Raw genomic sequence first — 17,768 nt, 5'->3', positions numbered from 1 at the left:
CCGACAGGGATGCGGGCCCCGTGCGTACGGGCTGCGGCGGCTACTGGCCCTTCGCGGCCTTCTTCTCCTCCGAGTCCGCGATGACGGCCTCGGCGACCTGCCGCATGGAGAGCCGGCGGTCCATGGAGGTCTTCTGGATCCAGCGGAAGGCGGCCGGCTCGGTCAGTCCGTACTCCGTCTGGAGCACGCTCTTGGCGCGGTCGACGAGCTTGCGGGTCTCCAGCCGCTGGGAGAGGTCGGCGACCTCCTGCTCCAGCGCCCGCAGCTCGGCGAAGCGGGAGACCGCCATCTCGATGGCGGGCACCACGTCGCTCTTGCTGAACGGCTTGACGAGGTACGCCATGGCGCCGGCGTCCCGCGCCCGCTCGACCAGGTCTCGCTGGGAGAAGGCGGTCAGCATCAGGACGGGGGCGATGGACTCCCCGGCGATCTTCTCGGCGGCGGAGATGCCGTCCAGGATCGGCATCTTCACATCGAGGATGACCAGGTCGGGACGGTGTTCCCGGGCGAGTTCAACGGCCTTCTGACCGTCGCCGGCCTCGCCGACGACCGTGTACCCCTCTTCTTCCAGCATCTCCTTGAGGTCGAGCCGGATCAGGGCCTCGTCCTCGGCGATCACGACGCGCGTCGTCAGCGGCGGAACGTGTGCGGTGTCGTCGTCCGGGACGGGATGTGGCTGGTCGGGGGCGGTCACGGGACTCCTCATTCCAAGGCAGGGTGCTCTCCAAGAGATTACCCAGCTCCTGTATGGTTAGGACACGAAGGGTGCTCTTGACCCTTCGTTTCTAAGGATGCCCCGGTAGCCCAGCGGTAGAGGCAATGGTCTCAAACACCATATAGCGTGGGTTCGAATCCCACCCGGGGTACTTTCCCTTTCTTTTCAAGGTCTGGCGTGTGAGGCCCCTCCGTGGAGTTCCCGGAGGGGCCTCATCGCGCTCAGGCGTCGAGTTCGGCGTCGCCGATGTGGTGCACCCGCACCAAGTTGGTGGATCCGGACACTCCGGGCGGCGAGCCGGCCGTGATCACCACGACGTCCCCGCGCTCGCAGCGACCGATCTTCAACAGCTCCTCGTCGACCTGCGCCACCATCGCGTCGGTGGAGTCGACGTGCGGGCCGAGGAAGGTCTCCACGCCCCAGGTCAGATTGAGCTGGGAGCGGGTGGCCGCGTCCGGGGTGAAGGCCAGCAGCGGGATCGGCGAGCGGTAGCGCGACAGCCGTCGGACGGTGTCTCCGGACTGGGTGAAGGCGACCAGGAACTTGGCGCCCAGGAAGTCGCCCATCTCGGCCGCCGCCCGCGCGACCGCACCGCCCTGGGTGCGCGGCTTGCTCTGCTCGGTCAGCGGGGGCAGCCCCTTGGCGAGGACGTCCTCCTCGGCCGCCGTGACGATCCGGCTCATCGTCCGGACCGTCTCCACGGCGTACTTGCCGACGCTGGTCTCCCCGGAGAGCATCACCGCGTCGGTGCCGTCGATGACCGCGTTGGCCACGTCGGACGCCTCGGCGCGGGTGGGCCGGGAGTTCTCGATCATCGAGTCCAGCATCTGGGTGGCGACGATGACCGGCTTGGCATTGCGCTTCGCCAGCTTGATCGCGCGCTTCTGGACGATCGGCACCTGCTCCAGCGGCATTTCCACCCCGAGGTCACCGCGGGCGACCATGATGCCGTCGAACGCGGCCACGATCTCCTCGATGTTCTCCACGGCCTGGGGCTTCTCGACCTTGGCGATCACCGGGAGGCGGCGGCCCTCCTCGTCCATCACCCGGTGAACGTCCTCGATGTCCCGCCCGCTGCGGACGAACGACAGCGCGATGACGTCGGCCCCGGTGCGCAGCGCCCAGCGCAGGTCCTCGATGTCCTTCTCCGAGAGCGCGGGCACGGAGACCGCGACGCCCGGGAGGTTCAGCCCCTTGTTGTCCGAGACCATGCCGCCTTCGACAACGGTGGTGCGCACCCGGGGGCCATCGACCGCGACCACTTCGAGGGCCACCTTGCCGTCGTCCACGAGGATGCGCTCGCCGGGGGTGACGTCGGAGGCGAGGCCGGCGTAGGTCGTGCCGCAGAGGTGGCGGTCACCGTCCGCGGGCTCGACGGTGATGGTGAACTCGTCGCCGCGTTCGAGGAGGACCGGGCCCTCACGGAAGCGACCGAGCCGGATCTTCGGACCCTGGAGGTCGGCGAGGATCCCCACGCTGCGTCCGCTCTCGTCGGACGCCTTGCGCACGCGCTGGTAGCGCTCCTCGTGTTCGGCGTAGGAGCCGTGACTGAGATTGAGGCGGGCCACGTCCATCCCGGCCTCGACCAGGGCCTTGATCTGGTCGTAGGAATCGGTGGCAGGGCCCAACGTACAGACGATTTTTGCTCGGCGCATGGTCTGAGCCTATGCCGTACCGATGGGTAGCGAATGGGCTCCACGTGACGACTCAACAACCTTTGCGTTAAAGGGTATTGACAATTCGCGGACTGTGCACAGGGGTGCTCCTTTGAGCGTTCGCAGCGGGGGTCACAACTGGGGTGGGGTGATCGTGAAGCGGGCGTTCACCTGGGCGTAAACCGTCTGTCGGTGGGGTTCCAGATCGAGGGCCGGGGCGGCCTCGACGCTCGCGCCGCCGTACGCCCTGGCCATGCCGGCGGGGGCCGGCGCCGCGTACGCCATGGGGGCCTCCGCGCCCAGGTCGGCGAGCTCCACCAGGGCGGCCAGGCTGGCGCCCAGCGCGCCCGCGTACTCCCGGGCGCGCTTGACGGCTTCGAGGACGGCCTCCCGGCGGGCCTCGCCGTGCGCCGGCGAGTCGGGGCGCAGGCCCCACCACGGGCCGTCGACGCTGGTGAGGTCCAGATCGGCGAGGCGGGTCGTCAGCTCGCCGAGGGCGGTGAAGTCGGCGAGCACGGCGGTGAGGTGGACCCGGCCGTGGTACGTCCGCACGCGCTCGCCCCTGCCGTGCCGGGACAGCTCGGGGGTGATGGAGAAGGCGCCCGTCTCCAACTTCTCCACCGCGTCCCCGTACGACCTGATCAGCTCCAGGGCGGCGAGATTGCGGCGCGTCAGGTCCTCCAGGGCGCTGCGGCGGTCGCTGCCGCGGGCCTTCACCGTGATCGCGATGCGGGCGATCTCCGGATCGACCTCCAGGCTGGCCTCGCCGCGCACGGCGACCCGGGGCGCCTCGGGCGTGCCGAAGGGGGCGGCGGGCGCGGCGGACGGGCCGGCCTGCTCGGCGGCGGAGTGGGGCGGGACTTCAGTGCTCATGACGGACTCCCTCGTACGGACCGCGGCGGCGCCGCTGCTGACGTACTGACACTCTCGCATCCGTCGCCGACACACCGCCTCCCCTGTGGACAACCTCCCGGATCGTCCCATCCGCCCAGGTCAACCGCGCGCCACCCGCGACCCCACCACACCGCCCTGCCAAACCACCCGCGACCCCACCACACCGCCCCGCTCCGAGCCCACCGACCCTCAGCGGTTGACGCCGCGCGCGCTCACCACCCCCGCACCAGCGGCGTCAGTCGCTTCCCCTGCCCCGGGATCTTCGGTGCCTCGCGCCGCTCAAGCCCGAAGGTGGTGAAGGAGGTGCGGCGCGGCAGCGGATACGGCTCGCGCCCCGTCAGCGAGTTCAGGATGCTCGCGCTGCGCCAGGCCGCGAGCCCCAGGTCGGGCGCCCCCACGCCGTGCGTGTGCGTCTCCGCGTTCTGCACGTACACCGAGCCCGTCACCGACGGGTCCAGGACCAGCCGGTGCTCCTCGTCGATGCGCGGCCGGTTCGCGGAGTCGTGCCGGACGTACGGGTCGAGTCCGGCGAGCATCCGGCCGACGGGACGCTCCCGGTAGCCGGTGGCGAGCACCACCGCGTCCGTCGTCAGCCGGGAGCGGGCGCCCTGCTGGACGTGTTCCAGGTGGAGTTCCACCCGGGTCGTCGCGACCCGCCCCGCCGTGCGCACCTGCACCCCCGGCGTGAGGACCGCGTCCGGCCAACCGCCGTGCAGCGACCGGCGGTACAGCTCCTCGTGGATCGCGGCGATCGTGTCGGCGTCGATGCCCTTGTGGAGCTGCCACTGGCGCGGGACGAGCCCGTCGCGGGTCTCCTGCGGCAGGGCGTGGAAGTAGCGGACGTAGTCCGGGGTGAAGTGCTCAAGTCCCAGCTTGGAGTACTCCATCGGCGCGAACGCCTCGGTCCGCGCCAGCCAGTGGATCCGCTCGCGGCCCGCCGGGCGCGCCCTGAGCAGGTCGAGGAATACCTCCGCGCCGGACTGTCCGGAGCCGATGACCGTGACGTGGTCGGCGGCGAGGATCCGTTCGCGGTGGTCGAGGTAGTCGGCCGAGTGGAACACGGGGGCGGCGGGCGCGTCCACGAGGGGCCGCAGCGGATCGGGGACGTACGGCTCGGTGCCGACGCCCAGCACCACGTTCCGGGCGTGGGTGCGGCCCAGGGCCTCCACCTCGCCGTCGGCGCCCACCTGGGTGAAGTCGACCTCGAACAGGTCCCGTTCCGGATTCCACCGCACCGCGTCGACCTGGTGCCCGAAGTGCAGGTCGGGCAGGTGCTCGCTGACCCAGCGGCAGTACGCGTCGTACTCGGCGCGGTGGATGTGGAGGCGCTCGGCGAAGTAGAAGGGGAACAGCCGCTCGCACGAGCGCAGGTAGTTGAGGAAGCTCCAGGGGCTGGCGGGGTCGACGAGGCTGACGAGGTCGGCGAGGAAGGGCACTTGGAGGGTGGCGCCGTCGATGAGGAGCCCGGCGTGCCAGCTGAAGCGGGGGCGCTGCTCGTAGAAGGCCACCTCCACGCCCTCGGCCTCGCCCCCCGCACCGCACGCGACGCCGGGCCGCGGCCGGTTGAGCCCGTCGGCCAGCGCCGCGAGCGAGAGATTGGCCGGCCCGATCCCGATCCCCACCAGGTCCAGGGGTCGTTCCGCGGGTCGCGTCCGGTCGGTTGGCGGTGCTGGCGTGTCGTTCATCGTCGGGTGCTGCCTTCCACGAGGGCGATCAGGTCGTTCAGGTCGCTGGTGGTCGTACGGGGGTTCAGCAGGGTCGCCTTCAGCCAGAGCCGGCCGTCCGCGCGCGCCCGCCCGAGCACGGCCGCCCCCGCGACCAGCAGGGTGCGCCGGGCGGCGGCGACCTCCTCGTCCGTGGCGCCGGCCGGCCGGAAGAGCACGGTGGTGAGCGTCGGCGGCTCCCACAGCTCCAGCCCCGGCCGCCCCGCCACCAGGCGCGCGAACTGCTCCGCGAGGTCCACGGTGCGGTCCACGAGCGCGGCGAGCCCGGTGCGGCCGAGGGCCCGGAGGGTGACGGCGACCTTCAGCACGTCGGGGCGGCGCGTGGTGCGCAGGGAGCGGCCGAGGAGGTCGGGGAAGCCGGCTGCCGTGTCGTCGTCCGCGTTCAGGTAGTCGGCGGTGGTGGCCAGCGGCGCGAGCCTGGCCCGGTCCCGTACCGCGAACAGGCCGGCGGCGACCGGCTGCCAGCCCAGTTTGTGCAGGTCGATGGCGACCGAGTCGGCCCGGTCCAGCCCGGTGAGCCGGGTCCGGTGCCGGGGGCTGAACAGCAGCGGCCCGCCGTACGCGGCGTCCACGTGCAGCTCCGTGCCGTGCCGTGCGCACACGTCGGCGATCTGCGGCAGCGGGTCGATGCGCCCGGTGTCCGTGGTGCCGGCGGTGGCGACGACGAGGTGCGGGGGCGGTACGTCGGTGAGCGCGCCGTCCAGCGCGGCCGGGTCGAGCACGTCCCCGGGCCCCGGTACGGCGACGGGCTCGGGCAGCCCCAGCAGCCAGGCCGCGCGTCGTACGGAGTGGTGCGCGGCGGCTCCGCAGACGACCTGGACCGCGCCGTGCCGCTCGCGGGCCAGCAGCAGGCCGAGGTGGTTGGACTCGGTGCCGCCGGTGGTGACCAGGGCGTCGGGGTGCGGCGCTCCCTGGACACCCGGTACGCCCGGGTAGACCTCGGCGGCGAGGGCCGCGGTGATCGCGGCCTCCAACTCGGCGGCGGCCGGCGCCTGGTCCCAGGAGTCCATCGACGGGTTCAGCGCGCTGGCCGCGAGGTCGGCGGCGACGGCGACCGCCAGCGGCGAGGTGTGCAGATGGGCGGTGCACAGCGGGTGCGCGGGGTCGGCGGCGCCGTGCGCCGTCACCCGCACCAGGCTGCGCAGCGCCTCCTCGGCGCCCGTGCCCCGCTGGGGGAAGGGGTCGCCGAGCGCGTGCCGCACCTCGGATCCGACCTTCTGGGGGCCGCCGGCGGGAAACGGCCCGTCACGGGTCACGGCGCCTTCGTGCAGCGCCGCCAGGACGACGTCGACGAGGGGCCGCAGCGCGCCGGGGCCCTCGGCCCCACCGGCCGCGGCGGCGTTCGAAGAGGGCACGGCCATCGCGCGGCGCTCCTTCGCGGGTCGTGGGCGGTGAAGTGCCCGGGACCCGGGACACCACGCTGCACAACGACGCCGAGGCCGGCGGGTGTTGGGCGGAGCCCGTGATGGCCCGGTGCGCCTGCGCGAAAAGGCCGCGGCCCGGACGACGGAGGATCGTCGTCCGGGCCGCGGCGCGAAACGCCTTCAGCGGGCGCTCAGGGCGTGGGCTGGGCACGCACCGCCAGCGCGCGGCGCAGGTCCGAGAGCTGGTCGACGAGCTGGCGCCGCAGCGCCGGCACCAACGCCGGGTCTTCGAGGGCCCGTTCGCCCTGCTCCAGCACCTCGTGGTCCACCGCGTGCAGCGGGAACGCCCAGCGCCCGGCCGCCGTGGCGATCGCGGGGCCCCGGCGGGCGCCGAGCGCGGCGGCGTCGGTGAAGTAGCGCGTCAGGTACGGGCGCACCAGCTCGGCCTGCTCGGACTGCCAGAACCCCTGCGCGGTGGCGTTGAACAGGTAGTTCGAGAGGTCGTCGGAGGCGAACAGGGCCTCCCAGGCCGCCGCCTTCGCGCCGGCCGTGGGCAGCGCGGCGCGACAGCGGGCCGCGCCCTCCTGCCCGGTGGCGCTGGGGTCGCGGTCGAGTTCGGCCGTGATCGCGGCTTCGTCGACCGCGCCGAGGACCGCGAGCCGGTACAGGATGCGCCAGCGCAGCTCGGGGTCGAGTTCGGGTCCACCGGTGACGCTGCCGTCGTTCAGCCACTCCTGGATGGTCTCGGGCTGGGACGTCGCGTCGATCACCTGGCGGACCGCGATCAGCCGCAGGCTGCTGTCGCTGCCGTCCTCGGTGCGGCGCAGGATGTCGCGGCAGACCGCACGGATCGTGCCGAGCGCGGCGGACCGTTCCTCCTCGGGCAGGTAGCGCTCCGCGATCTGGTGGTTGGCGAAGGCCAGCACGCCCTGCACGACCGCGAGGTCGGACTCCCGCGGCAGGTGGGCGCGGGCGAGTTCCAGGTACGCGGTGGGCGCCAGCTCCCCGTCGCGGACCATGTCGCGCGCCGCGTTCCACACCACGGCGCGGGTCAGCGGGTCGGGCACGCAGGACAGGGACCGTACGACCGTGTCCCAGGACGAAGTGTCGAAGCGGACCTTGGCGTACGTCGTGTCGTTCTCGTTGAGGACGACGAGGGAGGGGCGGCGGCCCGGCTGGGGCTCGGCGGCGGCGCCGACCGACGGCACGTCCACCTCGAACCGGCCGCGCGGCACCAGCCGGTCGGGGTCGACCGGGTCGGTGTCGTACGCGGCGACGGAGATCCGGTGCGGCCGGCTGCCCTGCCGCGCCACCTCCAGCGACCAGCTCCCGCCGCCGTCGGTGAGGACCGGGCGCAGGGTGTCCACGCCGTCGGTGCGCAGCCAGGACTCGGCCCAGGCGTGCACGTCGCGGTCGGTGGCCTGGGCGAGGGAGTCGATGAAGTCGGCGAGGGTGGCGTTGCCGAACTTGTGCCGGGCGAAGTGGATGTTGATGCCGGCGAGGAAGTCCTTCTCGCCGAGCCAGGTCACGAGCTGGCGCAGCGCGGACGCGCCCTTGGCGTACGAGATGCCGTCGAAGTTCAGCAGCGCGGACGCGGTGTCGGGCACGGCGTCGGTGGCGGGGGCCACCGGGTGCGTGGAGGGGCGCTGGTCGGCGTCGTAGCCCCAGCTCTTGCGGTTGGCGGCGAAGTCGACCCAGGTGTCGGTGAAGCGGGTGGCCTCGCTCAGCACCTGGTAGCCCATGTACTCGGCGAAGGACTCGTTCAGCCAGATGTCGTCCCACCAGGCGAGGGTGACCAGGTCGCCGAACCACATGTGCGCCATCTCGTGCGAGACGACCATGGCGCGGGTCTGGCGCTCGGTCTCGGTGACGGCGGAGCGGAAGACGAACTCGTCGCGGAAGACCACGAGTCCGGGGTTCTCCATCGCGCCCGCGTTGAACTCGGGCACGAACGCCTGGTCGTACGAGTCGAAGGGGTACGGCTCCTCGAACTTCTCGTGGTAGCGGTCGAAGCACTGCCGGGTGATCTCGAACAGCTCGTCCGCGTCCTCGTCGAGGTGGTGCGCGAGGGAGCGCCGGCAGTGCAGTCCGAAGGGGAGCCCGGCGTGCTCGGTGCGCACCGAGTGGAAGGGGCCGGCGGCCACGGCGACGAAGTAGGTGGCGAGCGGCGGGGTGGGAGCGAGGCTCCAGGTGCCGTCGCCGTCGTCGGTGGCGATCCCGTTGCCGAGGACGGTCCAGTCCCGGGGCGCGGTGACGGCGACCTCGAAGACGGCCTTGAGGTCGGGCTGGTTGAAGGAGGGGAAGACGCGTTCGACGTCGTCCAGGAAGAGCTGGGTGTAGACGTACGTCTCACCGTCCACGGGGTCGGTGAAGCGGTGCATGCCCTCGCCGGTGCGGGAGTACCGCATGCGGGCTTCGACGACCAGCTCGTGCTCCCCGGCGGTCAGTCCGGTGAGCGGATAGCGGTTGTCGTCGAGCGCGGCGACGTCGAGGGGGGTGCCGTCGAGGGTGATCGACAGCAGTTCGGCCGGTTTCACTTCGACGAAGGTGTCCCCGGCCGCGCGGGCGGTGAAGTGTATGACGGTCCGCGAGCCGAACGTCTCGGCTCCCGGCGCGTCCGCCGCCCCCGACCCGGTGTCCGCGGCGGCTGCTCCGGTGCCTTCGGCTCCTTCGGTCCCCGTGGTCAGGTCGAGGCCGATCGTGTAGCGGTGGACGTCGAGGAGCTGGGCTCGGGTCTGCGCTTCGTCACGCGTGAGTACGGGCATGGAGGCCATGCTGCCTGATGGGGGTCGGATCGCACACCGGGTGGGGGTTGCGCTCTGAGCGCACGGGATCGTGCGGGTGACGGTGGGCGTACGGAGCGTGCGCCTGCTGCGCCGGCCGGTGCGGGTCGGTACGCGGCGCTCGCGGATCCGGGCGGGCTCTCCCGGATCTCCCCCAACGGTCAGGAAGGCGCCCCCGAGTCGTCCCGAGCGGTCTCCGCCGCCGCCTCCGGGTCGCTCGCCAGTTGCTCGTGGTGGCGGATCACCTCCGCGATGACGAAGTTCAGCAGCTTCTCGGCGAACGCGGGGTCGAGCTTCGCGCTCTCGGCGAGTTCGCGCAGGCGGGCGATCTGGCGGGCCTCGCGGGCGGGGTCCGCGGGCGGCAGTTGGTGCTGGGCCTTGAGGCGGCCGACCTGCTGGGTGCACTTGAAGCGTTCGGCGAGCATGTGGACGACGGCGGCGTCGATGTTGTCGATGCTGCCCCGGAGGCGGTCCAGCTCCGCGGTGACGCTTTCGTCGATGTCCCTGGTGGTCATGGTCACCGAGCTTACGTCGGGGGCGGTGGGCGGGGCGGGGCAGCTCAGCTCGTGGGACACGGGTCAGTCCGCCTCCCGCACCTCGAAGCCGTCGAGGACGAACTCGGCCTTCCCGTCCGTCCCCGTCTTGCGCAGGCCCACCCACGTCTCGGCGCCGTCGCCGCCCTCGGGAGCGGTGAAGTCGTACGCGTACGTCGTCGGCGCGGTCGCCACCGGCAGCGCGGCCCGGGTCAGCTCGCGGTCGTCGACGCCGGTCACCCAGGCGTACTGCTCGGCCTTCTCGTTCTCGTACCGGAAGGAGACCCGGTAGCGGCGGCCCGGGACGAAGCGGACGGTGTGCTGCACGGTGCGGTACACCAGGCCCTGGTTCTCGCCGCGGGACTTCAGGGATTCGGTGCCGTCCCCGATGTCGAGGACGTCGTCGATCACTTTGCCGTTCCAGCCTCGCTGGGTGTACGGGGCGTGACGCTGGGCGATGTGGGTGCGGGGGTCGGTGGCGCCGCCGGCGTCGCCCTTGACGAAGACGCCCCAGCCCTGGGGGACGTGCTCGAAGTCCTCGTAGGCCACCGCGCCGGGCCGTGACGTGGCGGGGGCCGCGGCCACGACCCGGACGTTGTCGAAGCGGACGCGCGCGTCGCCGGCGTCGGCGCGCAGGGTGAGGGTGACGGGGCCGCCGCCCTCGGGGACGGTGAAGCGGGTGAACATCCGTTGGAAGCGGGTGCCGTGCTTGCGGTCGGCGGCGACGTGGTTCGTCGCGGTGGAGACGTCCGTCCAGTTCGCGGCGGTGATGCCGTCGGCGGTACGGACCTCCAGGCTCGCCCGCCGGCGCTGGCCGGCCCGCTCCCCCACCTCGACCTGGACGGACGCGGCGTACGTGCCGGGCGCGAGCCGGGTCAGCCGCTGGGCGACCGCGGCGGCGGGGCCGGGCGGCAAAGTGAGTTCACGGTCGCCGTGCGGGGTGACGGCGACGGCCGCGGCCCCGGTGACGGCCCACGCGTCGAGGGTGCCGGAGTGGAAGCCGGGGTCCCTCAGCGCGGTGCCCTGGCCGAAGCGCGGCGGGCGCGGAGCCGGCACGCGGGTGCGGTGGACGACGTAGGGCTGTCCGGGCTCGGCGTCGATCGTGACCTCTCCCCCGGCCCGTACCCGCAGGTCGCGCACGTGCACCCGGCCCTGGTCGGTGAGGCGGTACAGCGCCGGTCGGCTGCGGCCGGCCCAGCCGCGCGGCAGCCGCCAGGTCGTCGTCCCGCCGGCCGGGTTGTAGTGGTACAGCTTCGCCGGGTCGGTGGCGTCCCGCGGCTCCCACGGCAGCAGATAGGTGCCGCCGTCGTAGACCGTACGGCCGTCGGTCACGATCCGACGCGTGCCGTCGGCGTCGGACACGGCGGTCGCCTCGGGGCCGAAGAAGGTGATCTCGTGGTCCGTCCACCGCTTGATCGGGCGGGCCTGGAGGTACTTCGCAGGAAGCGAATCGGTCCAGATCTGCCGGTGGAAGACGGTCCAGTCGACCTTGCCGACCCAGCCTTCGTAGTTCCCGGTGCGCGGGATGCCCAGCAGGGTGGGCCACTTGTCCGCGAAGACGTCCTTCTGGTGGTTGCGGATGAAGCGGATCAGCTTCGAGTTGATGCCGCGGGAGGTGTCGGGGCCGTAGTCGGTCTCGGTCGCCCAGTGCGCCCACAGCGCGGAGCGCTCCAGGCCGTGGCCCCACTCCGTGGTGATCAGCCAGCCCTGGTCGCGCAGGGCGCGCTGGAGCCGGTCCGAGGTCCAGCCGGACTCCCGGAAGACGTCGATGTACAGCATGTTCAGCGCGGGGTCGGTCTCGGCGCGCAGATCGGCGAAGCGGCGGACGACGTCCCCGGAGGTCAGGTCGCGGCGCTGGTCGATGCGGTACGACTGGTCGAGCCAGTCCCATTGTTCGTTCGTCTTGTCGACGAGGGTCTCGGAGAAGGCGTTGGCGACGGGGTACGACTCGGTGACGTTGACGTGCACGCCGAAGTCGCTGCCCCAGGCGCGGCCTTCGCGCACCAGCGCGTTGAGGTCGGCGAGCCCGCCGGCGCGCTTGTTGTGGTTGCCCGCGTAGTCGGGGTGGGCGGAGTCGTGGCCCTCGGACTGGTAGCCCTTCAGCAGGGTGTACTGGCGCAGCCCGTCGGTCGCCAGTGAGATCCGCTTGACCTCGTCGAGGGTGGCGAGGAAGGGATTGGTTGCCTGGGACGCGAAGTTGAAGGGGATGTGGGGGACGACCCTGAGGTGCTGCTCGTCGGCGCCGAGCGGTTCGACCATCACGTCCCGGAACGCGATCGCCGCGTCCTGCCAGTCCACGACGCCGTCGCCGTTGCGGTCGCGGGTGACGATCACCGTGGCGTACGGGAGGGGTTCGACGTCCGCGATCTCGGCGCCGGCCGCGCGGTGCGTCCACTGGCCGGGGCCGAGCCGGGCGGTGCGGTGGCCGTCGCGCTCCACGGTCTGCCGCCACAGCCGGCCGTTCTCCCAGGTCGTGCCGGCGGCGGAGGTCGGCTTGTCGTAGACGGCGTTCGTCTCGACGGCGCCACCGAGCCGGTCGTGGGCGACGACGGCGTACGCGCAGCCCGTCGGGGCCGGCTCCGTCGGGGTCCCGGGAGTGAGGGCGACGAGGGTGTCGCCGCTGCCCGCCTTGTCGAGGTGGATGCGCGCGGCGTACAGGGCGGCGCCGGGCTGGTCGCTGCGGACGGCGAGCAGCGGATGGGCCTGGAGGGTGCCCACGCGCAGCTCGGGGGTGTCGGCGAGGCGCGTCACGCGCCAGTGGACCTGCCAGCCCTCGACCCGTATCTCCACGTCGATCTCGGTCGGTCCGAAGAAGAGGGTGTACGCGATCCGGTCGGCGCGGGCCCGGGCGGTGACGGAGCCGGGGGTGCGGGCCACGGAGTCGATCGTCAGGGACGTGACGGGCTCGTCCAGGCCGTGCAGGACGGCGCCGGTGCCGCGGTCGGTGTACGACACGATCCGCGGGAAACGGCTGTCGACGAGCACGTCCAGCTGGCGCGAGCGCAGCACGGTGGTGTTGGCCGTGCGGGAGTACGGGGCGTAGGGAGCGGCGGCCCGGGCGCTGCCGGGGGCGGCGACGAGCCCGGTGGCGGCGGCGAACGCGGCCGAGGCGACGACGGTACGGCGCCGGGGGCTGCTTGAGGTGGAAGCCGTACCGGCGGTCGGGTCGTGGTGCACGCGGGGTCTCCTCGAACTCGCCGGACAGCGGCGGGACTTTCCGGCCACGCCCGCACCGGACCCGCCGGACTTCCAAGGCTTTCAGGCTTGCGGACTTCCAAGGCTTTCAAGGCTTTCAAGTCGTGCAGGCCCCACAGGGCTTGTGGCGGGCGGGCGCTCGGGCGACGACCTATCCGGCTGGCAGCGAGGGGCAGGCCGTGGACCCGAGGTCCACGCGCCTGCCCGCAGGTGGTGCGCGTCGCTGCTACAGGCTCGCCGCGGCCGACTTGATCTGGGCGGCGAAGTTGGAGACCTCGGCGTACACGCCCGGGTAGTTGGGCCGGGCGCAGCCCTGGCCCCAGCTCACTATGCCGACCTGGACCCAGGCGTTGGCGTTGTCCCGGCGGAACATGGGGCCGCCGGAGTCGCCCTGGCAGGTGTCGACGCCGCCCTGCGGCAGTCCGGCGCAGATCTCCTCGTTGGCGACCAGACCCGGGTACGCCTGGCGGCAGGTGGCGTCGGAGACGAAGGGCACCGTGGCCTTCAGCAGGTAGCGCTGCTGCGCCCCGCCCTCGCGGGCCGCGCCCCAGCCGGCGACGGTGAAGTTGCCGGTGTTGTACTGCGCGGTCTCGGCGATCTTCAGCGTCGGCAGGTTGATCGGCTGGGCGAGCTTGATCAGCGCCCAGTCCTTGCCGGTGCCGTTGTAGCCCGGGGCCTGGAGGACCTTGGTCGAGCGGACCTTGATGGCGCTGCTGCTCTGGAGGTCCACGACACCGGCGGTGGCGGTGATGCTGGTGTTGTTGCCGGAGCCGCTGACGCAGTGCGCGGCGGTGAGCACGATCTGCTGGGTCAGCAGGGAGCCGCCACAACCCATCGAGAGCCGCACCATGAAGGGGAACTCGCCCTGCGCGGCGCGCGTGCCGCCGACGACCGGCGGCGGGGCGGCGAAGGCGGCGGTGGGCTGGAGGCTGACGGCGGCGAGCACGACGGCGCCGGCGGCGACGACTCTCTTGAACATGCTGAGGAGCTTCAAGGCTCTGCCCTTCGTGGGGGGTCGGTGTCCGACTGACGTGACCATGACAGAAGAGGGGTGATGAATCTGTCATGGGCCCGACAAGACGTGATCCGGATTATGGAGAGTCCGCCACGGGCGCCACAAGGCGCGGTTTTCAGCCATGGCTCGGACCGGCGCCCGGCCCGGCGGACGGGCTCGACGTGCCGACGGACGCCGTCCCCGTACAGTGGATTGCGGGCCGACCGTCGTACAGGGGGTACGGGACGTGGTGGCGAACGACAGGGGGACCGCCGGGCACGGGAGCGCCGCCGCAGCGGCCGGAGCCGTCGGCAGGGCCGGGGGCGCGGGTACGGCCGAAACCATCCGCACGACCACAGCGGCGAGCCCGGCCACGGCCGTGAGCGCGGCCGAAACGACGAGCCCGGCGGCCACCGCGAGCCGTGTGACGACCGTGAGCGCGGCCGGAACGGCGAGCGCCACCGCAGCCGCCGGCGCCGCCGAAGCCATCCGCACCGCCAACGTCGCCGGCACCGCCGGCGCCGTCGCCCACGGCTTCCCCCACCTCCGCACCGTCCGCGCCGCCATCACCGCCCTGCACCGCACCCTGCCGCCCGACGCCCTCCAGGCGTACGCGCTCAGCGTCCTCCCCGCCGACGTCGCCTTCTCCGACGTCGACGACCTGCACCTCGGCGCCCAGCGCGTCGCCCGCGCCCTCGTGCGCCACCTGCGCCTGCCCGACGCCCGGATGATCGTCAGCTTCTGCCCCATGGAGCACGCGGCGAGCGTCGAACTGACCGACGGGCCGGAGTACTTCATCGAACTGAACGACCGCTTCCGCACCCACCGCAGGGACATCGGCGCCGCCCTCGCCCACGAGGTCACCCACGTCCTGCTGCACCGCCTCGGCCTGTCCTTCCCCGACACGGGCGCCAACGAGATCCTCACCGACACCGTGACCACCTACCTCGGCGCCGGCTGGCTGCTGCTGGACGCCTTCCGCGAGGACGCCCTGACGAGCCAGAAGCTCGGCTACCTCACCCCCGAGGAGTTCGGTTACGTCCTCGCCAAACGCGCGCTCGCCTTCGACGAGGACCCCTCGCCGTGGTTCACCTCGCCCCAGGGCTACACGGCGTACCGCAAGGGCCGCGCGCACGCGCTGCGCGACGCCCAGCAGCCGCCGCTGACCACGGCCGGCTGGACCGGCCGCCACCGCTACGCCAAGGACCGGCGCCACGCGCGCGAGTCCCCCGAGAGCCTGCGGCCGGCGTGCGCCGTCGAAGGCACCGCTGAGTACGCCTTCGAACACGGCCCCGACGGCCTGCGGGTCGCCTTCCCCTGCCCCACCTGTCACCAGCGCATCCGCGTCCCGGTCCGCGGCCGGGTCCGGGCCCGCTGCGGGCTGTGCCGGACCATTCTCGAATGCGACACGTGAACGATCTTCCGTACGCTCGGATCATGCGAGAGGGAGAGAGCGTGGGCGTGGGACCGGAGGCGCTGTTCGCGGCGGTCCACGAAGGCGACGCCGACGCGGTGGTGCGCGCGCTGCGGTCCGGCGTGCCGGCCGACGCCACCGACGAGGACGACCAGACCGCGCTGTACGTGGCCGCCCTCCACAACGACCTCGACGTCGTGCGCCTGTTGCTGGCGGCCGGCGCCGACCCGGAGCGCCCCAGCGGCGACGACGGCGGCGACCTCCCGCTGTGCGGTGCGGCCGTCGGCGGCCACGCACAGGTCTGCCGGGCGCTGTTGGCCGCGGGCGCCCGCCCCGACACCGCCGAGTCGATGGGCTTCCGCGCGCTGACCTGGGCGGTCCAGCAGGGGTACGCGACGACCGCGCGGGTCCTGTTGGAGGCCGGCGCGGACCCCGACCTGCCGGGCCCGGGCGGCGAACCGCCCCTCGTGGTCGCCGCGCGCCGGGGTTCGCCCCGGACCGTGCGCGCCCTGCTCGACCACGGCGCAGCGGCCCACCGGGCGACCCTGACGGCGGCCCTCGCGGAGGCCCGGCCGTGGCTGGAACGCGACGTCGCCCAGGAGGTGCGCACCACGCTCCTCGACACCTGGGACGACGTGTCCGGCACGGTCACCCGTCGCATCACCGAGGAGGGCGGGGTGACCGTCGTCGTCGAAGTCCTGCGGGACGGGCGGACGGTCGGCGGTCGCGAGTCCCAGACCGGGCACCCCGCGGTCGTGACGCTGCTGGAGTCCGCGCTCGGGATACGCACGCCCTACGCGCAGTTGGCGGACCGGGCGCTGCGCTGCGGCCACCGCGCCCAGGACAACTGGACCGAGCAGGTGCTGGCGCTGTGGGCGCGCGGCGACGAGGAGACGTTCCAGGCCGCGCAGGCGTGGTGCGCGAGCACCGATCCGCTGCGGCGGGCCTTCGGCGCGGACGTCCTGGCCGAGTTGGGCGGCCCCGACGGCGCGCTGGCGGGGCGCGCGGTGCAGGAGTTGCGCACGGTCGCGCGGGAGGCGAAAGAACCCGTACTGATCGAGACGACCGTCGCGGCGCTGGGCGTACGGGCGGACGCGGCGGCGCTCCCGGAGGTCCTTCGGCACGCGGCCCACCCGTCCCCCGCCGTCCGCCTCCAGGTCGCCCGGTCCCTCGCGCACCTGGTCACCGGCGACGCCGGCGAGGGCGTCACCGCGCTGATCACGCTCAGCACGGACGCGGACGCCGACGTACGGGACCGGGCCACGGCATCGCTCGCGAAGTCCCCCGCGGACACCCCGGAGGTCCGCGAGGCCCTGGCCGCCCGCCTCGACGACCCGACCCCCGCGACGTCCGCGGAGGCCGCGGGCGGCCTGGCCCGCCGCCAGGACCCGCGCGCCGTCCCGGCCCTGGTCCGCCTCCTGGCGGACGGCGCCCCGGACAGCCCGGCGTACGAAACGGCCCTCGCAGCGGTGGACACCGTCACGGACGAACCGACCCGCCGCCGCCTGGAGTCGACGGTGCCGCGCTGTCGCTAGGGAGTGTCTTCAAAGTCCCGTCTGCCCGTCGTGCCCTGGTGCCCGCCCAAAGGGCGGACGACGCTACTGTGAAGACACTCCCTAGCGCAGGCGCACCCCGCCCGGGTGGCGGCGCTCGATCGTCTCCACCAGCCGGTCGAAGAGCGTGGGTCCTTCGCCCGCCTCGGCGTGCGCCAACTCTTCCCGGATCGCAGGATGGTTGGAGGGATGGGCCCGACGCAGCTTCTGCGCCAGATATCGGGTGGTCTCCGGATGCCCCAGGGCGGTGCGGGAGTGCTCGTGGTCCCGCCACTCGAAGACGACGTCGTCGTCATCGTCGGGGGTGCCGTAGCCGCCGCTGAGGCAGTCGGCGAGGGCGTCGAAGTTGCTGCCGAAGTAGCCGCCGGGCCCGTTGACGGCCTCGCCGATCGCCCGCCAGAAGTCGGGCAGACCGGCGATGGTCGAGCCGTCGATCACGTACGTGGTCGTCATGGTCCCTGTTTTACCGCCAGGGCTAACAGCCGTGGTCGACCAGGTCGAACGACGCGTAGTGGTCCCGGGTGTAGTAGTCCTCCTGGTGCTGCTCCCCGGTGACGATGCGCCGGGTCCCGCGGTTGCTCGCGCCCGGCGTCTTGACGGTGTACTCGTGGTAGTACGCGGCGGGCTGCTGCGGCAGCAGCCCCTCCCGGTTCTGGAACACTCCCCCGTCCTGCGGGTACGGGAAGGGTCCGTCGGACTCGATGAGCCGGAGGGTGGTGTGGGCTTCGGGCGGCAGGGCGGAGTAGCAGATCTCGCCGAATCCGGCGGCGGACGCGGGGGTCGCGGTGGCGGGGGTCGCGGTGGTGACGAGGAGGGCGGCGGCGAAGGCCGCGCCGAGGGCGGCGATGCGTCGGTGAATGCGGTGGGGGATGCGCATGCGCCCATGATGGCCCGCATGGGCATGCACGCATCAACCCCATGTGCGGTGTGTTCGCCGGACGTTC

General features: G+C 72.9%; 13 protein-coding genes and 1 tRNA gene. 3 read left to right on the top strand and 11 right to left on the bottom strand.

The window, feature by feature from the left end; all coding sequences use genetic code 11:
* Positions 1 to 40: 40 nt before the first annotated feature.
* Entirely contained in the window at positions 41 to 694 is a 654-nt protein-coding gene (locus tag AB0E05_RS07220) for a response regulator (protein WP_361960179.1), read from the bottom strand.
* A gap of 99 nt (positions 695 to 793) precedes the next feature.
* Between AB0E05_RS07220 and AB0E05_RS07215 the strand changes: the two genes are divergently transcribed.
* A tRNA-Leu gene (locus tag AB0E05_RS07215) sits at positions 794 to 866 on the top strand.
* Between the two features lie 70 nt (positions 867 to 936).
* Here the strand turns inward: AB0E05_RS07215 and pyk are convergent.
* The 8 genes from pyk to AB0E05_RS07175 all read right to left on the bottom strand — a co-directional run bounded on the left by pyk (position 937) and on the right by AB0E05_RS07175 (position 13,842).
* A complete protein-coding gene (gene pyk / locus AB0E05_RS07210) occupies positions 937 to 2,370 on the bottom strand; it encodes a pyruvate kinase (RefSeq protein WP_361960176.1) in 1,434 nt (477 codons plus the stop codon).
* Between the two features lie 132 nt (positions 2,371 to 2,502).
* Positions 2,503 to 3,243, bottom strand: coding sequence for an SIMPL domain-containing protein (locus AB0E05_RS07205; RefSeq protein ID WP_361960173.1), 741 nt, complete (start codon positions 3,241 to 3,243; stop codon positions 2,503 to 2,505).
* 233 nt (positions 3,244 to 3,476) lie between these two features.
* A complete protein-coding gene (locus AB0E05_RS07200) occupies positions 3,477 to 4,949 on the bottom strand; it encodes a SidA/IucD/PvdA family monooxygenase (protein ID WP_361960170.1) in 1,473 nt (490 codons plus the stop codon).
* Positions 4,946 to 6,349 (bottom strand): pyridoxal-dependent decarboxylase, encoded by a 1,404-nt coding sequence (locus AB0E05_RS07195; RefSeq protein WP_361960167.1) that lies wholly within the window; start codon positions 6,347 to 6,349, stop codon positions 4,946 to 4,948. Before AB0E05_RS07195 ends, AB0E05_RS07200 begins: the two co-directional genes overlap by 4 nt.
* Before the next feature lie 194 nt (positions 6,350 to 6,543).
* Positions 6,544 to 9,117 carry an aminopeptidase N gene (pepN, locus tag AB0E05_RS07190; protein WP_361960164.1) on the bottom strand — a complete coding sequence of 858 codons (2,574 nt, stop codon included), beginning with the start codon at positions 9,115 to 9,117 and terminating at the stop codon, positions 6,544 to 6,546.
* Between the two features lie 179 nt (positions 9,118 to 9,296).
* Positions 9,297 to 9,650, bottom strand: a complete 354-nt coding sequence (locus AB0E05_RS07185) for a chorismate mutase (protein ID WP_361960161.1) — start codon at positions 9,648 to 9,650, stop codon at positions 9,297 to 9,299.
* 63 nt (positions 9,651 to 9,713) lie between these two features.
* On the bottom strand, positions 9,714 to 12,845 hold the full coding sequence (locus tag AB0E05_RS07180; RefSeq protein ID WP_361960157.1) for an endo-alpha-N-acetylgalactosaminidase family protein: 3,132 nt from the start codon (positions 12,843 to 12,845) through the stop codon (positions 9,714 to 9,716).
* Positions 12,846 to 13,089: 244 nt separating this feature from the next.
* Positions 13,090 to 13,842, bottom strand: a complete 753-nt coding sequence (locus AB0E05_RS07175) for a serine protease (RefSeq protein WP_361960154.1) — start codon at positions 13,840 to 13,842, stop codon at positions 13,090 to 13,092.
* A gap of 502 nt (positions 13,843 to 14,344) precedes the next feature.
* Here AB0E05_RS07175 and AB0E05_RS07170 point away from each other — a divergent pair.
* Both AB0E05_RS07170 and AB0E05_RS07165 read left to right on the top strand, forming a co-directional pair.
* Complete coding sequence (locus AB0E05_RS07170; protein ID WP_361960560.1) at positions 14,345 to 15,271, top strand: hypothetical protein; 927 nt, start codon at positions 14,345 to 14,347, stop codon at positions 15,269 to 15,271.
* A gap of 23 nt (positions 15,272 to 15,294) precedes the next feature.
* Complete coding sequence (locus tag AB0E05_RS07165; protein WP_361960151.1) at positions 15,295 to 16,806, top strand: ankyrin repeat domain-containing protein; 1,512 nt, start codon at positions 15,295 to 15,297, stop codon at positions 16,804 to 16,806.
* Positions 16,807 to 16,887: 81 nt separating this feature from the next.
* On the opposite strand, the gene AB0E05_RS07160 is transcribed toward AB0E05_RS07165, so the two are convergent.
* The gene (locus AB0E05_RS07160) at positions 16,888 to 17,277 is read right to left on the bottom strand and encodes a barstar family protein (protein WP_361960148.1); all 390 of its coding nucleotides are present in this window, start codon (positions 17,275 to 17,277) and stop codon (positions 16,888 to 16,890) included.
* 22 nt (positions 17,278 to 17,299) lie between these two features.
* On the bottom strand, positions 17,300 to 17,701 hold the full coding sequence (locus tag AB0E05_RS07155; protein ID WP_361960145.1) for a ribonuclease domain-containing protein: 402 nt from the start codon (positions 17,699 to 17,701) through the stop codon (positions 17,300 to 17,302).
* Positions 17,702 to 17,768 lie beyond the last annotated feature (67 nt).

The organism is Streptomyces sp. NPDC048057 (genome assembly GCF_040653095.1).
In the GTDB taxonomy this organism is placed as follows: Bacteria; Actinomycetota; Actinomycetes; order Streptomycetales; family Streptomycetaceae; genus Streptomyces.
The sequence above is the reverse complement of the archived record's forward strand: the minus strand, read 5'-3'. Positions and strand labels throughout refer to the sequence as shown.